Source organism: Polaromonas sp. P3_B1, assembly GCF_056402935.1.
Window position 1 is genome coordinate 69282 of record NZ_JBFUGK010000022.1, and the last position, 21615, is coordinate 90896.

15 protein-coding genes are annotated in these 21615 nt (G+C 65.2%); 4 read left to right on the plus strand and 11 right to left on the minus strand.

The genetic code is table 11. The annotated features are described in order from the left end of the window. Positions 1 to 172: 172 nt before the first annotated feature. The 3 genes from AC1DXS_RS14355 to tssA are packed head-to-tail and all read left to right on the plus strand — an operon-like array spanning position 173 to position 4762. Positions 173 to 2386 (plus strand): MASE1 domain-containing protein, encoded by a 2214-nt coding sequence (locus AC1DXS_RS14355; protein WP_477738159.1) that lies wholly within the window; start codon positions 173 to 175, stop codon positions 2384 to 2386. Continuing rightward, complete coding sequence (locus AC1DXS_RS14360) at positions 2383 to 3165, plus strand: response regulator (protein ID WP_477738160.1); 783 nt, start codon at positions 2383 to 2385, stop codon at positions 3163 to 3165. The genes AC1DXS_RS14355 and AC1DXS_RS14360 overlap by 4 nt, the downstream gene beginning before the upstream one ends. 46 nt (positions 3166 to 3211) lie before the next feature. Continuing rightward, a complete protein-coding gene (tssA, locus tag AC1DXS_RS14365; protein ID WP_477738161.1) occupies positions 3212 to 4762 on the plus strand; it encodes a type VI secretion system protein TssA in 1551 nt (516 codons plus the stop codon). A gap of 148 nt (positions 4763 to 4910) precedes the next feature. On the opposite strand, the gene AC1DXS_RS14370 is transcribed toward tssA, so the two are convergent. Genes AC1DXS_RS14370 through tssJ form a run of 4 tightly spaced genes read right to left on the minus strand, consistent with a single transcriptional unit; the run spans position 4911 to position 11546 of the window. Next, positions 4911 to 8747: a type VI secretion protein IcmF/TssM N-terminal domain-containing protein gene (locus tag AC1DXS_RS14370; protein WP_477738162.1), complete on the minus strand. Its 3837-nt coding sequence runs from the start codon at positions 8745 to 8747 to the stop codon at positions 4911 to 4913. Beyond that, positions 8744 to 9421: a DotU family type IV/VI secretion system protein gene (locus tag AC1DXS_RS14375; protein ID WP_477738163.1), complete on the minus strand. Its 678-nt coding sequence runs from the start codon at positions 9419 to 9421 to the stop codon at positions 8744 to 8746. The genes AC1DXS_RS14370 and AC1DXS_RS14375 overlap by 4 nt, the downstream gene beginning before the upstream one ends. Before the next feature lie 3 nt (positions 9422 to 9424). Then, a complete protein-coding gene (gene tssK / locus AC1DXS_RS14380) occupies positions 9425 to 10813 on the minus strand; it encodes a type VI secretion system baseplate subunit TssK (protein ID WP_477738164.1) in 1389 nt (462 codons plus the stop codon). A gap of 16 nt (positions 10814 to 10829) precedes the next feature. Beyond that, a complete protein-coding gene (tssJ, locus tag AC1DXS_RS14385; protein WP_477738165.1) occupies positions 10830 to 11546 on the minus strand; it encodes a type VI secretion system lipoprotein TssJ in 717 nt (238 codons plus the stop codon). Positions 11547 to 11673: 127 nt separating this feature from the next. Between tssJ and AC1DXS_RS14390 the strand changes: the two genes are divergently transcribed. Continuing rightward, positions 11674 to 12411 (plus strand): hypothetical protein, encoded by a 738-nt coding sequence (locus tag AC1DXS_RS14390; RefSeq protein ID WP_477738166.1) that lies wholly within the window; start codon positions 11674 to 11676, stop codon positions 12409 to 12411. A 35-nt stretch (positions 12412 to 12446) separates the two neighbouring features. Here the strand turns inward: AC1DXS_RS14390 and AC1DXS_RS14395 are convergent, their stop codons facing one another. The 7 genes from AC1DXS_RS14395 to AC1DXS_RS14425 form a co-directional block, all read right to left on the minus strand. Next, complete coding sequence (locus tag AC1DXS_RS14395) at positions 12447 to 13226, minus strand: hypothetical protein (protein WP_477738167.1); 780 nt, start codon at positions 13224 to 13226, stop codon at positions 12447 to 12449. Positions 13227 to 13251: 25 nt separating this feature from the next. Then, positions 13252 to 13647, minus strand: coding sequence for a PAAR-like domain-containing protein (locus AC1DXS_RS14400; RefSeq protein ID WP_477738168.1), 396 nt, complete (start codon positions 13645 to 13647; stop codon positions 13252 to 13254). Positions 13648 to 13681: 34 nt separating this feature from the next. After that, a complete protein-coding gene (locus AC1DXS_RS14405; RefSeq protein ID WP_477738169.1) occupies positions 13682 to 14371 on the minus strand; it encodes a DUF3540 domain-containing protein in 690 nt (229 codons plus the stop codon). A gap of 47 nt (positions 14372 to 14418) precedes the next feature. Next, entirely contained in the window at positions 14419 to 15471 is a 1053-nt protein-coding gene (locus tag AC1DXS_RS14410; protein WP_477738170.1) for a pentapeptide repeat-containing protein, read from the minus strand. Between the two features lie 76 nt (positions 15472 to 15547). Beyond that, a complete protein-coding gene (locus AC1DXS_RS14415) occupies positions 15548 to 18265 on the minus strand; it encodes a DUF2169 family type VI secretion system accessory protein (protein ID WP_477738171.1) in 2718 nt (905 codons plus the stop codon). A gap of 10 nt (positions 18266 to 18275) precedes the next feature. After that, positions 18276 to 21002: a type VI secretion system Vgr family protein gene (locus AC1DXS_RS14420; RefSeq protein ID WP_477738172.1), complete on the minus strand. Its 2727-nt coding sequence runs from the start codon at positions 21000 to 21002 to the stop codon at positions 18276 to 18278. A 46-nt stretch (positions 21003 to 21048) separates the two neighbouring features. Further along, positions 21049 to 21615: AAA family ATPase (locus AC1DXS_RS14425; RefSeq protein ID WP_477738173.1), on the minus strand; the 567-nt coding region annotated here is incomplete at its 5' end.

The window sequence follows — 21615 nt, forward strand, 5'->3', positions numbered from 1 at the left end:
TGACTCGCAACGCATCTTGCATCAATAGCGTTAACAGGCCCTAGCGCCAATTGCTTACACTGGGCACTTCCCCGGAGGGCGACACCCGTGCAGGGCCGGAGACACTCGCGCACCGCGCCCCGGCGGGCTGCGCAAGGCCCATGCACAGGCACCACAAATGCAGAACCCGCAGATGCAACGCAATGGACAGGCCGAGCTCGCCTCCGTGAGCCCGGCGAAAGGGCAAAGCGCCGGCGGCGTGCTCGCCATGCCGGCCCTGCAGGACCCGGCCAATCCCTTCCGGCTGGCGTTGCTGGCCGTGCTGCTGGCCTTTGTCTATGCCATCCTGTCCACCCCGGCCGCCTACACGTCGCGCCCCGATACCCTGGCCGCCATCATCTGGCCTGCGCCGGCGCTGGGTGCGGCCCTGCTGTGGAGCCTGCCCTATCGCCGATGGCCTGTTTTCCTGGTCGCGATTTTCCTGTCCATGATGCTGGTGGGCGACGCCGACCCGCTGTCGGTGAGCGCCGATGCGGCCTTCGCGCTGCTCAATGTGTTCGAGGTGGCGCTGTACGCCTTCCTGGGCCGGCGCCTGGTCAGCGAGAACGGCGACATCGACAGCACCCGCAAGCTCGCGCGCTTCACGGTCCTGCTGCCGCTGCTGGCCACCAGCGTGGTGGCGGCCCTGGGGGCCACCATAGGCGCGGTGACCAAACACACCGCCTGGCTCGAGGAATGGCGCGTCATGCTGGTCGGCAACGGCCTGGCCGTGCTGGTGTTGCTGCCGGCCTTGCTGGCCTGGTGTTCGCGCCAGGCCCGGGCCGCCGCATCGCCCGGCGACAAGCCGGCCGTCGCCCTGGCGGCCGCCGTGATCGCCGCAGGCTTGATGGCTGCGTCGGCCCTGCTGCCGGGTTTCCCGAGGGAGGTCCTGCGCGCCCTGCTGTCGCTGGTGCTGGTGTGGGCGGCGATCAGCGGCGGCCTGCGGGCGGCGTCGCTGGGCGTGCTGGCGGCAGCCGCCATCGGCATAGGCCTGGCCATGGCGGATTACGGGCCCTACAGCGCCAGCCTCGGCGGCGAAGACGGCACCTGGGAATTGCAGGTGGACCTCGCCGGCCTCGCCATCCTGTCCTTCTTCGTCGGCATTGCGGTGAATGAACGGCAGAAGCTCAACCTGCGCCTGGAGCGCGCCCGGCGTTTTGAGACCATGGGCTTTCTCACCGGGGGCATTGCGCACGATTTCAACAACATCCTGGGGGCGGTGGGCGGCTATGCCGAGCTCGCGGTGGAGCGTGAAAAAGCCGGCCTGCCGGTGCGTGCCCCGCTGGGCGAGGTGTCGGCCGCCGTGGCGCGCGGCAAGGACCTGACGGAGCAGATCCTGCTGGCCGGCCGCCGCGGCGCGCGCACGCGCGAGGCCGGCGACTTGCGCGACCTGGTGTCCGAAGCGGTGGCGCTGGCCACCCCCTTGTTGCCGGCCGGCATACGGCTGACAGTGCGGGTGCCGGTGGCGCCCGTGCCGGTGCTGGTGCACCGGGGCCAGCTGACCCGCGCCATCCTGAACCTGCTGCGCAACGCCTCGCAGGCCGCGGCCGGCCGCGTCGAGCTGCGCCTGACAACGTCGCCAGGCCAGGCGCCGGCCGGCTATGCACGCGAAGCCGACACCGGCGTCGGCGACACGCTGGAGCGCGATTGCGCCTGGCTGGACGTGCTGGACGACGGCAGCGGCGTCGCGCCGGCGCATGTACACCAGCTCTTTGACCCCTTCTTTTCCTCGCGCTCCTCGCAGGGCGGCAAGGGCCATGGAAAAGGCCACGGCACCGGATTGGGCCTGGCCATCGTTGCCGGCGTCGCGGCCGACCATGCGGGCGGCGTGTCGGTGTGGACGGGCCATGGCCAGCGCACACGTTTCAGCCTGATGCTGCCGCTGCTGGCTGCCGAGCAGGTGTCTCAAAATCCTGTACCGGCGCCGCCGCCACCACCGCTGGGCCAGGGCGAGACGGTGCTCGTCGTGGCGCAGGATGCCCAGGCGCGCGAGCGCACCGAAGACGCCCTGGCCGCCTTGGGTTTCGAGCCCGCCGGCCATGACCCGGCCGTCATCGCCGGCGACCCGCAAGGCTTGCAAGGCCTGGGCGAGCACACCGAGCTGCTGGTGTGGCTGGATTCGGAGGCAGCCGGCGAAAACCTGCTGGCCGCGCTGCGCCAGGCGGTCCCCACCCTGCCGCTGGTGCGTTGCACCGGCGCCAACGACGAAGCCGTCATCGCGCATGAAGCCGGCGTGGTTACCATTACCGGGTCCTTCGACGCAGCGGCCCTGCGCCAGGCCGTCAAAATGGCCACTGGACGTTCCGATTCCCCGCCCGCCCGGCACGACGGCGATGTTGATGAAGAAGAAGGCAAGCTCCAGCCATGACGCAGCCCAAACAACCCCAATCCATCCTGGTCGTCGACGATGACGACGCCCTGCGCAAATTGCTGATTGACTACCTGACGGGCCACGGCCTGTCGGTGACGGGCGTGGCCACCGCGACCGAAGCGGTGCAGGCCGTCTCCAACACGGCCTACAGCCTGGTGCTGCTGGACCTCAACCTGCCCGACGGCGACGGCATAGACCTGGCGCGCAAATGGCGCGCCGAGGCCAACATTTCCATCATCTGCCTGACGGGCCGGCTGGAAGAAGCCGACCGCGTGATGGGGCTTGAGCTGGGCGCCGATGACTACATCACCAAGCCCTTTTCGCTGCGCGAAGTGCTGGCCCGCATACGCGCGGTGACGCGGCGCGCCGGCGGTGCAAGCGCGTCGGGCGAGCCGGCCGGCGAGCGCCCCAGCCACAGCGGAGTGCAGGTGCCCGTCACGCGCGGCAAGCATCCGCGCGCCTACCGCTTCGCGGCCTGGGGCCTGAACCTCAACACGCGCCGCCTGACCTCGCCCGAAGGCAAGCCGGTATCGCTGACCAACGCCGAGTTCAACCTGCTGGCGGTCTTCCTCGGCACACCGGGGCGCATCATCTCGCGCGAGCAGCTGCTGGAGCGCACGCGCGCCTTCGACGACATCTACGACCGCGCCATCGACGTGCAGATACTGCGGCTGCGCCGCAAGCTCGAGGCCGACGCAAAAAACCCCAAGCTGCTGTGCACCGAGCGCGGCGTCGGCTACTTCCTCAATGCCGAGGTGGAAGCACTGTGGGAATGAACCCTGCATTCCGTCTTTTTTCCATGGCACTCTTTTTCCGTTGCTTATGACCACTGACCTGATCACCGAACTCGGCAAGCAGCCCATCGCCGGGCCGCAGCCCGCCGGCAACGAAGTACGCGAGGAGCCCGCCTTCGAGCTGCTGGAGGCCGAGGTCGCCAAGCTGGCCAGCCCGGTGCACAGCGTGACCATGGACTGGAACAAGGTCAACCAGTGGTCCACCGAGCTGCTGTCCACCAAGGGCAAGGACCTGCTGGTGGCCTGCTACCTGGCCGGCGGCCTGCTGGAAACGCGCGGCCTCTACGGCCTGGCCGACGGCCTCAAGGTGCTGGCCGACATGCTGCAGGGCTATTGGGACACGCTGTACCCGGGGCTCAAGCGCATGCGAGGTCGCCGCAACGCGCTGCAGTGGCTGATAGACCGTGTGCAGCAGCGCGCCACCGAAACCGACTGGGGCGCGCTGCCGCCGCAGGAAGCCGAGCTCGTGGCACGCCTGACGACCAGCCTGCAGGCCCTGGACACGCTGCTGGCCGACAAGGACAGCGAAGCGCCTTCCATGCGCGCGCTGCTGACCCTGGTCAACACCCTGACGGTGATCGAGGAAAAACCGGCCGAAGAGCCGGCCCCCGTGGAGGCGGCCGCCTCGCCTTCGCCCGCGGCGGCCGCCGGCCCCCCACCGGCCACGCTGCTGCTGGACTCGGCCGACAACGTCGAGCGCGCGCTGGAGGAAGCCTGCTCGCGCCTGGGCAGCCTGGCCGAATGGTTTCTGGCCAATGACAGCAGCAACCCCTTGTCTTATCGCTTGAACCGCACGGCGGCCTGGTCGACGCTGGAGGCCCTGCCGCCGGCCGACGGCGGCCAGACCCGCATCGCGCCGCCGATTTCACAGGTCAGCGACGCGCTGGCCCGGCTCAAGGACAGCCAGTCGGATGCCGAGCTCGTGGCCTTCGCCGAAGCCCAGCTGGCGGCCTTCCCCTTCTGGCTGGACCTCAACGGCGTCTGCGCCGCGGCGCTGGGGCGCATGGGCAGCGGCTATGCGGCCGCTCGCCAGGAAGTGTGCAACGAAACGGCACGCCTGCTGGCGCGGCTGCCGGGCCTGGAAAAACTCTCGTTTTCGAGCGGCATGCCCTTTGCCGCCGGCGACACCCTGGACTGGCTGGCCACGCTGCTGCCCGGTGTGGCAGCAGGAGGCGGCGGACCCGCTGCCGGTGGCCGCGCGAGTGATGCAGTCACGGCCGCCATCGGCAATGCGCGCGCGCTGGCGGCCAACGACGACCTCGCGAGCGCGGCCGCCTGCCTGCAGGAGCAGCTCGCGCTGCAGCCCTCGGCGCGCGACCAGTTGCTGCTGCAGATCCGTTTGTGCGAGCTGCTGCTGCAGCACCGCCCCGGCGCGGCGCTCAAGGCTTTCGCGCATGCCGTGGTCGAGGCCATAGACCGCCACCAGCTCGGCGCCTGGGACCCGGCCATGGCGCTGGACGGCCTGCAGGTGGCCTACGGTGTGATGGCGCGCAACGAGGAAGACCGGGACGCGGCCGATGCGCTGCTGGCGCGCATTGTGGCCTTGGATGCGGCGACGGCGGTCAAGCTGGTGACCTGAGACGGGACGCGGGAAGGGTAACCAAGCCCTTCGACAAGCTCAGGGCGAACGGTGATTTTGGGGGCGCACCTTAAAGCACCAACCGTTCGGGCTGAGCCTGTCGAAGCCCCTTCGACAAGCTCGAACGGAAACACCCTGAACGAAATCGCTAGCGCGCGGGAGCAGCCGGCGCCGTCGTAGCCCCCGGCGCAGCCTGCACCTGCGCCGCAGCCAGCTCCTTGAACAGCGCCTGCGTGTCCTGCGGCTTGTGCGGTGTCATGCGCGTATCCCAGCAGACGCCGATCTGCTTGGGCAGCGAAACCTCAATGGCCGGCACTGCCGTGGCGTTGGAGAGCTTGGCCTGGATGCCGCGTTCCTCGCGTGCGAACTGCGCGTCCTGCAGGCGCTGCTTCTCGGCCGTTTTCTCTTTTTCCTGGCGCTCGAGCTGCTCGAGCTGCTGCGCCGCCTTGAGGATGGCATCCTGGCCCTCGAAGTTGTAGCGCAGGCCGACCTGGCGCACGCCCAGCGCGTCCAGCCGCGCGCGCGCCGCCGGGAATTCGTCGACGTTGAACAGACGCGCGCCGTCGCGGAAGTCCTGCAGGAAACGCACGACGCCGCCGGCGCCGGGGTACTTCTTGGTGAGCACCACGTCCTCGATCTTGATCTGCAGCGTGACGTCGCCGCACTGGCGGTCGCCCAGCGGAAAGCTGTCGCTGACCGGGAAGTTGTAGTTGTTGAGCACGCGCGCGCCGGAAGCGCACTGGATGGACAGCACCGTCACGAAGGGCTTGGCCTTGGCGCCGGGGTTGACGCTGGTGGGCTGGGCGGTGATGGTGAGCTGCTGGGCCTGGGCCTTGATGGCGTCAACCTTCTGCTTGATGTCGGCCAGCGCGCGGTCTATCTGGGCCATGGCCTGCTGCGCCTGCAGCTGCTCCTTCTGTACTGCGAGCTTGTCGGTCTGGTCCTGCAGTTCGGCGCGCTGCTGCGTCACCAGCTGCTCGACGCGCTTGCCTGCCGCGTCATTGAGCATGGGCAGGAACTGGCGCGTGAAGGGCACGCTGTAGCCCATGGTCTGGACGATGGCGAAGCGGTTGGCGTCGCGCTGCAGGAAGGGTTTGGCCGGGCCGTCGGCAAAGGCCCAGACGGTGCCCTTGGCGCCGTACAGCTGATCGACCATGGCCGTCATGTTGGGCGCGGTCTGCAGCGGCCAGTCCACCTTGGAGGCCCACTCGCTTTGCAGGCTGCAGGAGGCCTGCTCCTCGGTGTAGGCCAGCACGAAGCGCAGCGGCCCGCCCATGAGCTGCCAGACGATTTCGTCGTTGGGCGTGTTGTAGCCCACCTGCTTGCGCAACTGCACCAGGCTGTCGGCCGTGGACTGCAGGGCCGAGGCCTTCACGGCCGGGTCGGTTGAAAAGCCGTGGAAGTCCACCGCCGCCTGGTAGGCCTTGGCCGGCCCCACCACCACGTCGGTGGCCACGGCGTTGAGGTCCTTGAAGAACTTCTGCAGCGTGGCCGCCGCGCTCAGGCTGTTCTGCAGGGTGTCCTGCCCCTGTCTGGGCGCGCCGCCCAGGACTTCCTTCATGGCCTTGCCGCCCACGTTGTTGATGGCGCCCACGACGTTGAGCGCCTCGCCCGCGGCGCCGGAGCGCGCGGCCTGCCGGCGCAGCTCGGCCAGTTCGCGCGACAGGCGCAGCCAGCTCGGCAGCTGGGCGGCGGGCTGGTCGTCGAACTCCTCGTTAAGCCTGTCCATCACGCGGAAATAGGGGCTGCGCGCGCTGGTGATCAGGCCCATGGCGGCGCGCCATTCGGCCTCGCCCGACAGGGTGCGCTCGGTGCCTGAAAACCCGGCGGTGAACTTCTGCCAGGCCTGGACGCGGTTTTCCTTGTACCAGGCCTCGAAGGCGCCGCGCTGCGCGAGGAACTTGGGGCCGTCGTCTATGCTTTTTTCCATCTCCGCGAGGAAAGCGTCGATTTCCTTCTTGCCGGCTTTGGTGAAAGCCGCGGGCACCACCGGCAAGGCCTGCCCGGCCGCGGGTGCGCGGGCCTGGTTGGTGCCGACCCAGAAATCCTGCACCGTGACGGGTTTGAGCAGAGGGTTGGTGTCGGGCAGGCCGGCCAGCCAGGTGAGGTTGGGGTCGTGAAAAGCCAGGCGGTTGAGCAGCTGCTGCTCAAAACGCAGGCGCGCGGGCACGTAGGGATCGGTGGGCGCCGACCAGGCGATGTTGGAGATATAGAGGTCGTTCAGCCGCGTGTAGAGCTCGGGGGTGTAGCGCGAGATGTGCTGGCGCTGCGGCATGGCCAGCAGCGCCTGGCGGTCGGCGCCGCGTTCGTGCGCCTGCAGCAGGTTGATGTAGCGCACCAGGTTGCGCATCATGCGCGCGAATTCACGGTTCGGGTCCTCATGCAGGATGCGTTCCGAGTCTTCCTGGTAGTTGGCGTCGGTGGTGGGCAGGATGTAGCGGCGGAAATTGCCGGTGAAGCTGCTTTTGAGGCGGTCTTCGAGGTCGTCGATGTTGGTGCTTTCCACCATCCACTGGCTCTTCCAGCTGTTGTCACGGCGCTCGACCAGGGAAATGGTTTCGCTCAGGCGCTCCAGCGTGGTCGTGTCCTCGTCGAGGTTGCCGGTAAAGCGCATGCTCAGCCGGCCTTTTTCCTGCAGCAGGGACAGCGTCTGCATGTTGTCCAGGAAACCGATGGTGATGAAGATCGCCGCCGCCACGCTGAGCAGCACCCAGGCCAGCAGGCCGAGGTTCTGCGTGGCGGTGCGCCAGGGGTTGCGCAGCGAGGCCGGCAGCGAAATGCTACGGTCCTGCGGCAGCACCCGCCCGAAGAAGTCATGCAGGAACAGCCCGGCGTTGGCGCTGGGGTGCGGCGGCACCGGCGGCAGCACCTGGCCCAGCAGGCTGGAAACGGCGCCGCCCTGCTGCAGGCCGCTGCTGAAGAACAGGCCGCGCAGGAAAGGTGTCTCAAGATAGGCGCTGTCGCCGAAGCAGGCGCGCAGGAAGACTTCCAGGCCGGGCTTGAGCTGGGCCAGCTCATTGGGGAACAGCAGCAGCTCGGGCGCGACCGGAGTGCCGCGCGACACCAGCACGGTGCGCAGCACCTGCAGCCGCTCATGGATGTTGCCGAAGGCTTTGTCGAGGAACTGGGTCTCGCCGGGCTCGCCGCTGTCCGGCTCTGCCAGGTAGCCCATGGCCTGCTCCAGCGATTTTTCGCTGAGCTGGCGGGCCCACTCTTCCATGCCGTAAATGCGGTCGCACTGCGTGACCATCACGTAGACCGGGAAACGCTTGCCGAAAAGGCGTATCAGCTGCTCGATGCGCTCGCGCACCACGCGGCCTTCTTCCAGCAGTGCGTCCTTGTCGGGGTGGGACAGGCGCTCGGTGCTGATGGCCAGCACCAGGCCGTTGAGCCCTTCCTTGCCGCGGTACTTGGCCAGCAGGTCCAGGCCGAGCTCCCATTCGCTGCGGTCCTGCTCGAGGTCGGCCGCCTCCACGTAGCGCCCGGCGCAGTCGATGACCACGGCGCGGTCGAAATACCACCAGTCGTAATTCGAGGTCTGCTCGATGCGCGCGCTCTGGCTGACCTTCTGGATCGACGAAGACAGCCGCGTGCGCGTGAGCGCCGTGGTCTTGCCGGTGCCGGAGCGGCCCACCACCATGTACCAGGGCAGCACATAGAGGGGGTTGCCGAAGCGCTTGAGGCTGGAGGCGCGCAGCGTGGCGGCGGCGGTCTTCCATTTGCGGATCAGCACCGCGCGCGGCGAAGCCTGCTTGGCCACTTTGTCCTGGCTGGCCGCGGACAGCTGCGCCATGCGGCTGCGCGAGCGGAAGACCTGCACCAGGCGGATGATGAAGCGCACCAGCAGGTACAGGCCCAGCACCCCGAAGAACACCGCCACACCCGCCCACAGCGGCCACTCCATATAGAGCGCCAGGCCCCAGCTCAGCAGCGCCAGCACCATGAGGACCAGCAGCCAGACAAGAATGGTGCGCAGTGCCTTCATTTGATCTGCGCCATGATGGAGCTGGCCGTCTGCCAGATGATCAGGTGGTAGATGCCGTAGAGCACGGCCAGCACCACCAGCGGCGCCAGCAGCACGCTGAGCGTCAGCGAGGAAGCGCGCCAGCGCCAGCGGCCTTCGCCCGGCTGCTTGCCGCCCTTGCGCCCCACACTGGCATAGGCCTGCGGAAACAGCACCTTGCCCGAATCGCCGTACAGGCCGTCCCCTTGCACCAGCTGCGCCAGGCTGGCCTGCTTGATGTCTTCCAGGGTCTTGGGATTGCGGTCATGGCCGTAACGCCCGGCAAAGCCCATGCTGAGGCAAAAGAAATACACCTCACGCACCGCAAGCTGCTGCGGGCCCAGGGCCTCCAGGCGGGTGAAAAACTCGACCCCGGCGCTGGACACGTTGAAATAGCGTTTTTGCAGCAGCAGGCGCTTCCATTCCTCGGAGCCCGACCAGGCGGTCGCCAGCAGGAGTTCGTCGGCCCAGGCGGCCACGGCGAACATGCCGTTCATGGTGTCGACCTCGGCGATGCCGGCTTCCTGGGCCTTGCGGCGGCCCTCGGAGAGCAGGCTGTCGAGCTGATCCCTGACCGCCGCCGCGCTTGCCGAGGGCTGGCCCTGGAAGTGGCGCACATAGGCCATGAAGGGAATGAAACAATCAACCAGGCGCACGCGTTATCTCCGCAACACAACAATTTCGGCCTTGAGGTCGGCCGGCGCATCCATCCAGTACAGCGCGACGGAGCCCTCCCGCTCCACCATCTCCCACTGCTGGCTCATCTGCTCGATGCGGAAGTAGTAGGAGTATGACCGGCGCGGCAGGCCCTGCGGCGCGGCCGCCATGTGGATCAGCTCCAGCCCCGGCAGCGCGTGCGCGATCAGGCCCGGCATCTCGTCGGTGGCGGCCAGGCGCGCGTCGCGCTGCACCGCATCCACCACCCACTCCATGTTTTGTTCGGTGCGTATCACCAGGTAGAAGCGGTTGCGYTGGCCGAAGAAATTGCGCGGCAGCTGGCCCACGTGGTAGTCGCCCTGGGGTTGCAGGATGGCGAGGAACTCGGGGCCCACGGTGATTTCGTTGAGCAGGTGGCTCACCATGGTGCGCACGCGGTCGAAACACTTGCCGAGATCGGCATGGTCGTAGGGCGGCAGGCCCGGCGTGCCGTCCTCGGCCTCGCCCAGCATGTTGAAGCGCTCCGAGAACGAACTCAGCTCGCCGATCAGCTGCCGCATGGCGCCGTAGGCCAGCCAGGGATGGACCTGGCGCGTCTCGGTCAGGTGGAACAGGTAGGGGCTGGCCCGGTTCAGCGAACGCAGGGCCAGCAGGAACACCATGTAGCTCGCGTCGAACTCGGCCTTTTGCATCTCGCGCGGACTTTTGTACTCCTGCAGCTGGCGCGCGCGCCCGGTCAGCTCGTCGCGGATGTCCTTGACCAGGCGCAGCAGCACGTTGGAGCCGGAAATCGCGTAGCAGGGCGGGATGAAGCTTTCGGACAGCTTGATCGCGTCGCCGTCGCGCACCAGGCGCGCGATGGGGATCAGGCTGTAGTCCTGCAGCTTGTCGATCTCGCCCTCGAAGAACACCTTGACCACGTGCAGCAGCGTACGCACCTGGGCCGCCGGGCCGTCGGAGTACAGGTCGGCGACCTCGGGCGGGTTGGCCAGCGTGGCGTAGCGCGTGGCGGCGCCTCCGGCAGCCGTCAGGTCGGCGGCGATGGTCACGTTGTTTTCGGTGGCGCTGAGTTTTTTCAGGCCCAGGTAGACCGTGAAGGGCTTGTCGCCCTCCACCCAGTCCACGTCGAAAGGCCTGGCCTTGATGACGGCATTGCCGGGGTATTCAATATAAGTACGGTCCTGGAACAGCAGGCGCGCGGCCTGCACTTCCACCGTGCGGTTGCTGGCCGCCGCGGCGACCAGTTCAAGTTCGCCCACGCCCCAGAAATGCGGGAGGCCGGACTCCTGCATGGGCTTGTGCTGGAACTGGTTGTGCAGGTCAGCCATCTGGAAATGCTGGGACTGCAGGAACATGCCCTGGTGCCAGTAAATGCCTTGTTTTTCTTCCATGTGCTGCCTGCTGTCCTTATTTGTCCAGTTTCTTCACCGCGCTGTTGGCGTTCATCGCATCCTTGAGCGTGTCCGGCGTCAGCTTGATCTCCCGGCCCCCGCCATCGAGCGGAACCGCCTCGCTGGCTTTTGCCCCCGCCGGATCCCGGTTCAGGCGCTCGGCATTGAGCAGCTCGTCCGGCCCGAAATTCAGGCGCACCGCCAGGGTCGCGGGCGCGGCCTTGTAGGTTTTGCTGACCATCCCCTCGCTCTCGACCGTCAGCGGCACCTCGAAGAGGCGCGCGCTGCGGGCCGCATCCATCTGGTAATAACCGGCCGCGACGCCGACGAATTTGGCCTTCTGCGCCCGGTCCAGCTGCAGGATGCTGTGCTGGCCCGGCGTCACGACGTAGCGCGCGAAATGCACAAACCCCTCGCCGCCCTTGCCGGTCTCCAACGATTTTCCCACCAGGGCCGCGTCGGCGATCAATTTATAGAAGGCTGCGGCGTCTTCCATCTGGTAAACACCGAGGACCAGCGTATGCGCTTCACCACTGTATTCATTGAGCCGGTTGTCGGCCTCGACTTCCACCAGGATGGCGTTGCGCGCGAAACTCCAGGCGATTTCGGCCACGGCTTCCTTGCGCGTGTTGCCGCCCATCATGGAGTTGGCCGTGGCGCAGCCGCCCAGTGCCGACAGTGCCACCAGGGCGGCCACCACCAGGCAGGCGCCGCCCACCCGCGATCCCCACACCCCCTTAGACCTTTGTTCAACCAAGTTTTGCCTGCTCGTAATTAAAGGTAATTTTGGTGAATTCATTCGGGAATGAAGATAATAAGCCATGCACTTTGGAGCGGCAATTTACCCGGGGCTTATCTGCATGGCGATGGCACTGCAGGCCTTGCCTGCCCTGGGCCAGGACAGCGCGCCCGCCCCCGTGGCCGATGTGGAACTCCCACCCCCGCCCGTCGTCGTGCCCGTGCTCTACGCCTATGCCACGCTGGCCAGCACCCCCAGCGTCGAGCAAAGCTGCTGGCAGGTGCTGATTCCCGAACGCGAATACCTGGTGCGCCAGAACAACGCCAAACCCTGGCTGCTGCGCAACGCCGTGCCCCTGATAGGCGCGGCCATGGGCGGTTTTACGGGCGGGTTCCTGCTCAAGCGCCATGCCACAGCCGCCGTCTACAAGCGCTGGGCCGTGCCCGTCATCCTCGGCAGCGCCGGTGGCGGCTATGTGCTGGGCCCGGGCGGCGTGGCCGGTGCCGTCGTGGGCGGCGCCATCGGCGACAAACTGGGCAAGCACAAACCCGCCCCCATCGCCGTCGGCATGATTGGCGGCGCGCTGGCCGGCAAGGCGCTGTGGGACATGGTGTTTCCGCCGGCCGTGCCGCCCGAGCCCGGCAACGGGCCCGACGACGACATCCCGGTTGAAGTCTTTCTGCGCGACAAGCAGTGCGGCACGCGGCTGCAGACCGCGCACAGCCAGTCGGTCTATCGCGTCGGCTACCGCTTCAATGATGAAGAGCGCGTCGCCGAACTGCCTTACGACCCCGGCGAAGCCCTGCTGGTCAGCGCGGGCGGCGACATCACCGGCCCGGCGCGCAAACGCTTGGACTGAGAGCGGCTCTCCTGGACCCGGAAGAACCCGCTGGATCACACCAGCCTCAGGATGGTGGCTTCCGCATCCGTTTCCTCGGCATAGGGCATAAAAAGAATCGAGTCGGGGCAGCCCTTGACCTTGACGAAGTAGGACGTGTTGCCATCGACCTGGTTGCGCACCGCCCATGCGGCGTATTCATTCCCGGCGACTTCAAGCTTCAACCCCTCCTGCGCGAACTCCAGCGTGGTCTTCTCCGGCAGCATGGCCTTGGGACCCACAGCCTGGAACTGGATCTCGGCGCCCTCGCCCGTCACGCCGAACATCACGCCTGACCAGGCGCCGGCCACCGGGCCGATTTCGAACCACTGGCCCAGGCGCTCGTTGCCCAGCACGTCGAGCCGGAATTCGGCCGGCGCTGCCTTGGGCGGCACATTCGCCTTGGCCACGATTTTTGCAGGCCAACTCGCACCCGACTCGAGCAACAGCTCGGCCTGCGCCATCAGCGGCGGCAGCGCGGCTTCAGCGGCAGGCGCCGAGTTCCAGAGCGTGAGCATGGGAAAGCTGCCGCCGCGCGCACTGCGCAGGGCCGAGGTCATCAGCGACAGGCCGTAACGCACCGAAGGCTTCTTGATTTCATCGCCATCGACCAGCACCAGCCAGGCGTCGGCCTTGGCTTCGAGCAAAGCCTCCAGCGCGACGCGCCAAGCCATCTTGTCGGGCTGGTCGGCCCAGAAATGGCCCTTGCACTGCAGGCCGTAGCGTTTGAGCACCGCGGTCACGGCGGCCACGCGAGGCTGGTCTTCCTTGAGGGCGGTGATCCAGACGGTTTTCATTCTCTTGTCCTTTGCTTGCAGGCAGTCAGCCCATGATCATGACAATCGCCTGGCTGGGCGCCAGCACCGAGCCCACCCCATTGCCGGCATTCTGTTTGGTGGGGTCACCAAGCTTGACGGCCGGGTTGCCCTCGAGCTTGACCTTCATGCTGCCCATGATGAACTCGGTCTCCCCCATCATCTTTCCCGACACCACACCGCCGGCCACGCCCCCCTGGTCGCCGTTGCTCATCGGAATCTTTGACGCCTTGGTCAGCGCCGGCATGCCGCCTATCAAGACCTTCATGGTGCAGGGATTGCCCATCATGGGCATGGCGATGTTCGGGTAAGGAATGGGAACCGGCGGTGCGGGCGGTGCGGGCGTCTTGCAGACGTCGGGCATGGCCATGCACTGGCCGTTCTGTTTGGTGACTGCGAACATGGTTGTTTTCCCTTTTTCCCTTTTTCCGACCGGCTCAGCCGAGGTCGATTTTTTCGGCGTCTATCTTGACCTGGCCTTCGGCGACCACGCTGGCGTGGCGCGACTTCAGGTGAAAACGCTCGGCCACCTGCAGGCGCATGCGGCCGGCGCGGGTTTCGTCCAGGTTTTCCGTCCAGCGGAAACTGTTGGTCGCTTTTTGGAGCAGACGGCCAACGGTGGAATTGATGCTTTGCGCCACCGTGGTCACGCTGCCCAGCATGCCCCGGAAGTCGTTGATGCTGGTGCGCAGGCTGGCAAACTGCATATCGGCCTGTGCGGCCTTCATGTCGACGCGAGGCGCCTTGACGCTCACGGAGCGCTCGCCGTCCATGGCAATTTCTTTCGCGGCAAAGGAGAGCTTGCCTTCATCGCCGGAAATCGTCGCGCCACCGGGCAAGGCCAGCACGCCGTGCGAAGGATGCGCGCGGGACAAAACAGCCAGGATGTAGGACACGCTGGTCAGTCCCACCGTCACACCGCTGCAGACCAGCACCGTATCACCGCACTCCGGCGCTATCAGGCAACTGTCGGCACGCAAGGCCCGTCCGGCGGACGGCGCACCATCCTGCATGCCGGCCTCGCCGAGGAAGAACCATTTGTCCGCCTGGCCGGTGACAGTGGCCGATACAAGGCCCATGCCCTGGCCCGGGATCGCGGATGTGGAAGCTGGTGTGGTATTTAACATGGCTTGCTCGCTTTCATTCTTTCAATCAAGGGTTCCGGCCCGCGCACTCAGGCCGCTTGCCAGCGCTCTGCCCGTGCCAGCGCTTCATCGGTTTCACGCACGCCGCCGCGCTGCGCGCCGTCCCATCGGGTGCCGCTGCCGCGGATGGCATGAAGGTTTGCGCCGCTCAGGTCCGCGCGGCTGAAGTCGGCGCCCGGCAGGTCCGCATGGGACAGGTCGCAATACACCAGGCTGGCATGGGAAAACCCGGCATCCGCCGCCTTGACTCGCTGCATCACGCACATGTGCCAGCGGGACCCCTCGCAGCGCGCCCCGCTCAGGTCGGCATCACTCGCATCGGCCATTTCAAACACCGCCCCCGTCAGGTTGGCCTGGACCAGTTTGGCCTCCAGCAGCGCGGTGTAGTGGCCCCGCACGCCGGCCATCTGCGCCTGTTGCAACTGCGCGCCTATCAAACTGGTGCGGTCCAGCACCGTGCCCGAGAAATCGGCGGACCGCAGGTCCGCGTTGTTGAAGATGGTCATCGTGAGGTCGCAACCCGAAAACCGCTGGCCGGACAGCTTGCAGCCTTTGAGGTAGGCCTGCACCAGCTGCGTACGGGCAAAGTGCACCGTCGTCAGGTCGGTATCCATGACCGTCCAGCGCGTCAGGTCGGCGCCCGCAAAGTCCACTTTGTTCAACGCACATGCATGGAACGATGCCTTGAAAAGTGTCGCGCCGGAAAAGTTGGTGGCGGCAAAAACGGCGCCGTCAAAAGAAGCGTTGCTGAAATCAGCGCCCGCGGCCTGCGCGTCCGTGAAATCAGCCTTGGACCAGTTGGACTCCGCCGCCTTGGCCGCATCCAGCACCGCCTTTTGCAGGGTGACGGCCATGAACTGGCTGCCGCAAAGATTTGCCTGCGCAAGCCGGGCGCCGGAAAAATCGCAGCCCTGGAAAGCACTGCCCGACAAGTTGGCGCCGGAAAGATCGGCCGCCTGCAGGCGGACGTTTTCAAAGTGGCAGTTTGAGAGATCCTGCCCGGACAGGTCCGCCCCCGACAAATCCGCATTCGCCAGGTGCCGCTCGGTGGCCAGCAAGGCCAGGGTTTGCGTCACATCCATCGCGGCTCACCTTTTCCCGGCATAAGGTCCGCCATTTTTGGGCCCGTGTTGTTGAATAGAGAGAACATCATGGCCCTTACACCACCGGCTTTCTGATGAGCAGCAGGGTCTGGTCGATGTTGGATCCCTCCAGGCTGGCGATGGTGGGCGAGGTGCCGTAAAAATCGACACCGTACAAATTGGCCTTGCGCAGCAGCGTGGCCTCCGTCTTCGTGTGGCGCATGGACCCCTTGAACAGGTTGACCCCGGTGAAGTCGGCGCGGCTGAGGTCGGCCTTGTCGAACTTGGCCCCTTTGGCGGAGGCCCGGCCGAAAAGCGCGCCAGCCGCCTGGGCCCGGCTGAAGTCCGCGTCGTCCAGCGTGGCGCCTTCGAGGTTGGCCCTTGCCAGCAGCACGCCTTCCCACGCGGCACGCCCAAGGTGCGAACGGCCCAGTTGCGCCTCGGCAAACTGGCTGGTCGCATCCGCCCGCGAGGCTTTCAAATTGGCGTTGGTGAAATTGGCCTGCGTCGCATCGGCGCCGTAAAACTCGGCGTTGTCACAGGCGGTGTTGGCAAAATTGGCCTTGCCCAGCCTGGCGCCGGTAAACACCGCGGCCGTCAGCCGCGCATCCGCCATGCTGGCACCGGCCAGGTCGCAATCGGCAAAACTTGCCTGGTGCGCGTTGCAGCGGGCGGCTTGCACGCCGGCCATTTTTGAGCCGTCGAATATCGAGCCGGCGATGTTGGCGTTGCCCAGTTGCGCTTGCGAAAAATCCGCCGCGCTGAAATCACCCTGGCTGGCATCCACGCCGTCCAGGCGGGTTTTGGCAAACAGGGCGGAACCCGCGCTCACGCCGGCGAGCATCGCGCCGCTCAGGTCGGCACCGGAAAAATCACCACCGGCCAGCAGCGCTCCCTTGAAAGCGGCACCGGCCAGCCGGCTGTCCTTGAAACTGGTTTTCTCAAGCAGCGCCGCGGAAAAGTCGGCCCCGGCCAGGTCAAGGCCCGACAGATCAAGGCCGGACAGGTCTTGCGACGCAAAGCCCTGTTTCAGCGCATGGCGTGCAATCACTTCATCGCGCGTGAGCTTGTGCGCCGCCGGCGGCGCCTCTGGCTCAGGTTCGGGCAACTCAAGCTCCGGCGCGTCCAGCTTGGGCTTTGCCAACGCCGCGGCGGGCATGACGGCGGCCAGCCCCGCCATGACGGCTTTGATGTCGGGCGCGGGTAGCCCGGCCATGTCCGCCATCTCCGGCGATTTGGCCATGAAGGCGCCAATATCCGCCTGCGTCAGGCCGGTCTTTTGCAGGGTCGCCTGGGTGTTGGCCTGCAAATCGAGCAAAGCTTTTTCCATCTCGCCGAGAGGATTGGCGGACTCGACTTCCGGCTTGGGCATAAAAGGCGCCAGGTCCTTGTCGCTGATATTGTGCTTTTGCATCAGCTCCCGGGTATGCGCCTGCAGGTCGGCCGCCATTTTTTCCACCGCCTCAAGCGACTGGACGGGCGGCTCTGGCGCTTCCTTCAGGTAGGGCGCGAGGTCCGCCTCAGTGATGCCGTGCTTTTGCATCGTCTCCTGCGTGTTTTTATTCAGCTCCGCCGCCAGCCGGTGCACTTCCTGCAGCTCGGGGTTCGACGCCAGAAAATCCGCGGCAGCCGCTGCGGAGGCTCCGGGCGCCACGGCGACAGCTATCGCCGGCACGGCCACTGCGGCAGCAGGCATTGCAACCGAAGTCGCATCCGCAGCGGCAAAGGCTGGATCGGCCGCCGTTGCAGCGGTGACCTGCGCAGGCTGCGGAAGCCGCCGAAGAAATTCTTCGTGGTAATGCGAAAAACTCAGAGGAGTATCTGCCATGGACTCCCACTCGGCCATGATGTGCAGAATGTCTTCAGCGTCTTCTTCCGTTGTCGGCGTCACTGCACGGTACAACACAATGCCGCAGCCCTGCCCCGGAAACAGCCAAACGGTCTCCGCCCGCGCGGCGACTTCGACGAACTCCTCGCCATCGACCACTCGCCGGTTGATGAAGCAGCGCGCACGAAGCTGCGGCAGGGCCGAGCTGATCAAAGCGCGTTGCGGATGCATGTTGTGGACCACGATTTTTTCGTCGCCGCGGAAGAATCCGCCGATACGCTGGTCGACCGGCGCCACGTTGAAATAGGCTGGCTGCGTGTCGTCGGGCAGATGCGGCCAGCTTGTTTTGAGCCAGGCGTCGTTGAAAGTACCCAGGTGCTGTTTTCGCAGCGGAGAATCGGGTGGCAGCGACCAGAAGCCAGCAGCAGGCGCCTCGTCACCGGGCTTCAGTACCAGCTTCGCCATGTGCTCGACGTTAGGCAGGGGCAGGCCTTCGCTGCCGTCAGCGTTCTTCAGTTTGACCAGGCCCTTGCCGGAGGGGTTGTCGGCAGAGCCCGTTCCGCCAAAGGCCGTCTGCGGGCTGATCGCCATTTGAGTGAACGGCTTGGGCCCGCTGATCACGCTCAGCGCGTTGAAATGCCGGTCACCGCTGACACGCAGCGTTTTGGAGAGGCTGCCGACCTGCGCACTGACGGCCACCTCAGGTGTGGCCGCACCCGAGGGCGCATGCGCCGAGCCGAACACCAGGAACTCGCCAGCCGTTTTGGGCAGGCCTTCGTCCATGATGGCATCACTTCCGATTGCCTCGGCAGCGACCTTCCACATCTGGGCCTCGGGCAACAGGGCCGCGCCCAGCGCCTCGTCCAGAGGAAAGAAGGCCATCATGCCGATCGATAGCTGGTTCTTGCGCGCAAAGCGGATGCTTCGATGCAGCAGGCCAAGCGAGTCTGGTTTGAAGATTTTCATGGCTGTGCGCTCAACCCAGCTGGATTAGAGCGCCGTTTACCTTCGCGCCAGAAGCGTTCAGGCTGATCCCCGTACCAGCCGCGCTGAGCACAGCTACGGCTGCCTTAAGCATCAATTTCGAACCGCTACAGTCAGCAGTCATCGCGGCAGGAAGAAGCGATAACTTGCAGGTTGCAGCTCCTTGGAGAGTGGCTCCAGCCGCTACCTTGAGCTCCAGCTTTGCAGCCCCCGATGTGGCGGTCAAGCCGGCGGCTGCAAGCTTCACACTGCCACCAGTGGGTTGCGTCAGGCCAACTTCCCCTGCGGGATTGGCGGTAGACAGGGTTGCCGCTGTAGCCGACAGATTCAAATTACTCGTCAGTCCCGGTACACCATTACCGGATAACTTGATTTCACTGGGTAGCACTTTGAGTGAAGATGTTCCTGCTGCAGCTGCAGAAAACGAGCTGAGACCGACCTCGCCATTCTTTATCGTGATGCCGCTCTTGCGGACTGGCAGCAGACTGTCCACTGCCATGGCTATGCCGTTGTCGTCAACTAAAATATTGCTCGCATAAACCGATTCAGGACTACCCACTGCTGCAAATGTTTTTGCTGCAGCTATCATCGTGGCGGCGACCGCACCAGCTGTGACCACACCAGCTGCCACCCCAATTCCGCGAGCCGCATTCACGTTATCGCCGTCGTCCCAAGCCTTGATCTTACCGGTGTATTTCCCGTCTTTGTCCTTATTCCCCGTTTCATCCGCAGCGAGGGAGATGTATTTGCCAGCGCCGCCGGCGGCAGCAGCGTTCAAGGCCATGCTGGTGCACACTGCAGCTCGCAGCACCGTCTTGGCAGTTTCGACCGCCGCCTTCACTGCCATGCGCTGGCCACCAGATATCAGCACCTTCTCGGCACCCTGAAGTTTGGCGTCGGATTTCAACGAATATTTGGTGCTGTCATCGAACTCAACACTCTTGCCCATCTTCCAGCTCACATCGAAACCCACACCGACGCTGACAGTCGAGCCTATCGTCATCTTGTTTGTTAACCCAGCAGCGAATGAATTGTCAAAAGACAGCGAAGCGGAATTTTTGAAACCCAGATAGAGGTCATTTTTCGTGCCCACGGTCACGCTCTCCGAACTGCCTCCCGTGCTCTGCCAAAGGCTTCCCCCGCCTTTCGGGTCAATCGAGCCCAAGCCGATGCTGGTATTGTGAAACGGCGAGTGCAGCCACATGACTTCCTTGCCCTTCTGGTCGCCCATGTGAATCAGATTGCCGCCCGCCGTCGTGATCTTGTTCTGGTAAGGATTGGCCTGGTTGACGATGCTGGGGTTTTCCGAGTTGGGCACGGCGCCCAGGATCACCGGTTCGTCCGGGTTGCCGTCAATGAAGGACAGCAGCACCTCCGCATCCTTGTGTAGCGGGAAGTTCATGCCGTGGTCGCTGCCCGAATAAGGCGAGGCCATGCGCACGCGCGCCGACCCCTTGCCCGCCGCTTTGTCGCTGCTGTCGAAAGGCAGCTGCACCTTGTACTGGCCGTATTCATCAAGCTCCGCATAGGCACTGGGTCCGCCGGCGTCGATGGTCGCGTTCATGGTGCCCGAGACACGCGGGCGCGGCGTGCTGCGCTCGGGCCTGAACTGCGTCGCCGCGGGAATGGCGCGAAAGCTGTTGCGGTATATCGTCTCGCCGCCCTGGCCTTCGCTGTAGCTGGTCCGGATGCCGGCGAGCAGTGCCGCGGCCTGTGAACCTTCGTGATGGATTTCGGTGACCAGGTAGCGGCCGTTGAAGTCGTCGCGGTAGTGGCGCGCCATCTCCATCAGGTAGCCGCTGCGCAAGCCCACCGCCGTGGCCTCGCCGGTAAACACCTTGCCGCCGCACAGAATTTCCTCGGCCCTCAATTTGGCGTAACGCCGGCCTTCTTCCTCATTGCGGAAATTCTCACCGTAAAGGTTGACCTCGCCGACGCCGTTGTCAAAGACGGGCTCGGTGACCTTGAGTTCGACGCTGGCCTTGCGGTGGTTGTAGTCGCGCAGCACGACCTGCCGGGGCAGCGGCCTCTGGCGGCAAACGAAATCCTGCACGGAGTCGGGTGCGACGCCGGTGTCCTGCTCGCTGACCGGGCGGTACAGCACCTTGACGGCCTGCGCCGGATGCATGCTGCGGTTGTCGGCGATCACCAGTTTTTCTTTCCTGCCGTCCTGGTCAAAAAAGAAATACATGCCTTCCTTTTCCATCCAGCGGGAAAGAAAATCGAGATGGGTTTCCTGGTACTGGCAGACAAAGCTTCGCGCACGGTAGCTGCCGGACAGCTTGATCTCATAGTCGGCGCTGGTGAGGCGGCCGTCTTTCAGGACTTTTTCGATGATCTGGGGAATGCTCTGGTCGTTGAGGTAGACCTCGGACATCTGGTACAGCGACAAGTGCCACAACCTGGGCACCAGCACCGCACGGTAAAACACATAACCGTCGGTTTGCTGAAGCTGGTCGAACTCGGCAAGCACCCCGTAGTAAGGGGTGGACGACGCGCCGTCCGGCGCGAATATCCGCAGCTTTCCGGCATTCTGCAAAACCTTGTCGAAATCGATGCCGGCATCGTCGGAGACCAGTATGAGTTCGAAGCGAAACGGTTTTGAAATGGATTCAAAACCCGTCATTTTGATGACGGCAAACTTGTCGGCGCCATAGGCGTCGGAGACAAACTCAAACCGTTTGTTGGCTGCGGTGAGATTTTTATCGAGTGAAGTCATTTGAAGGGTCCTGTCATTCTTTTAAGCGCGCGAAGCCGAAAACGTCCTATGCCGCCGATGCGTCCGTGAACCGGACGGCGAATTCGCCTTCGGCGCCGATGTCCAGGTTCACGTCACCGGCCTGCGTGCCGGTGCTCATGCGGGAAAGGATTTCCTGGGACATCAGGGGCATGATGGTGCTGCGCAGGATGAAGTCGACGTTGCGCGCGCCGGTCTCGACCTCGGTGCAGCGCGCGGCGATCTGCGTGACGACGGCGTCGGTATAGGTAAAGCGCATCTTGTTGTTGTGCGCCAGGCGCTTGACGATCTTGTCCAGCTTGAGCCGCACGATGCCGGCGAGTGCGTCCTGCGCCAGCGTGAAGTAGGGAATCACCGTCATGCGCGCCAGCAGCGCCGGCTTGAAGTGCGCCGACAAAATGGGCCGTATGGCCGAGAGCAAGGTCGCGGCGTCGGGTTTGTCCTCGCCGGCCGTCATCTCGGTGATGACGTCGGTGGCCAGGTTAGAGGTCAGGAAGATCACCGTGTTGGAGAAGTCGATGTCCTTGCCTTCACCGTCGGAGAGCATGCCCTTGTCGAAGACCTGGTAGAACAGGTTGAGCACGTCGAGGTGGGC

What these genes read in the sequence shown, in the direction of transcription:
- AC1DXS_RS14355 (WP_477738159.1), top strand. Translation starts at nt 173, where the DNA reads ATGCAACGCAATGGACAGGCCGAGCTCGCCTCCGTGAGCCCGGCGAAA.
- AC1DXS_RS14360 (WP_477738160.1), top strand. Translation starts at nt 2,383, where the DNA reads ATGACGCAGCCCAAACAACCCCAATCCATCCTGGTCGTCGACGATGAC.
- tssA (WP_477738161.1), top strand. Translation starts at nt 3,212, where the DNA reads ATGACCACTGACCTGATCACCGAACTCGGCAAGCAGCCCATCGCCGGG.
- AC1DXS_RS14370 (WP_477738162.1), bottom strand. Translation starts at nt 8,747, where the DNA reads ATGAAGGCACTGCGCACCATTCTTGTCTGGCTGCTGGTCCTCATGGTG.
- AC1DXS_RS14390 (WP_477738166.1), top strand. Translation starts at nt 11,674, where the DNA reads ATGGCGATGGCACTGCAGGCCTTGCCTGCCCTGGGCCAGGACAGCGCG.
- AC1DXS_RS14395 (WP_477738167.1), bottom strand. Translation starts at nt 13,226, where the DNA reads ATGAAAACCGTCTGGATCACCGCCCTCAAGGAAGACCAGCCTCGCGTG.
- AC1DXS_RS14400 (WP_477738168.1), bottom strand. Translation starts at nt 13,647, where the DNA reads ATGTTCGCAGTCACCAAACAGAACGGCCAGTGCATGGCCATGCCCGAC.
- AC1DXS_RS14405 (WP_477738169.1), bottom strand. Translation starts at nt 14,371, where the DNA reads ATGTTAAATACCACACCAGCTTCCACATCCGCGATCCCGGGCCAGGGC.
- AC1DXS_RS14410 (WP_477738170.1), bottom strand. Translation starts at nt 15,471, where the DNA reads ATGGATGTGACGCAAACCCTGGCCTTGCTGGCCACCGAGCGGCACCTG.
- AC1DXS_RS14415 (WP_477738171.1), bottom strand. Translation starts at nt 18,265, where the DNA reads ATGAAAATCTTCAAACCAGACTCGCTTGGCCTGCTGCATCGAAGCATC.
- AC1DXS_RS14420 (WP_477738172.1), bottom strand. Translation starts at nt 21,002, where the DNA reads ATGACTTCACTCGATAAAAATCTCACCGCAGCCAACAAACGGTTTGAG.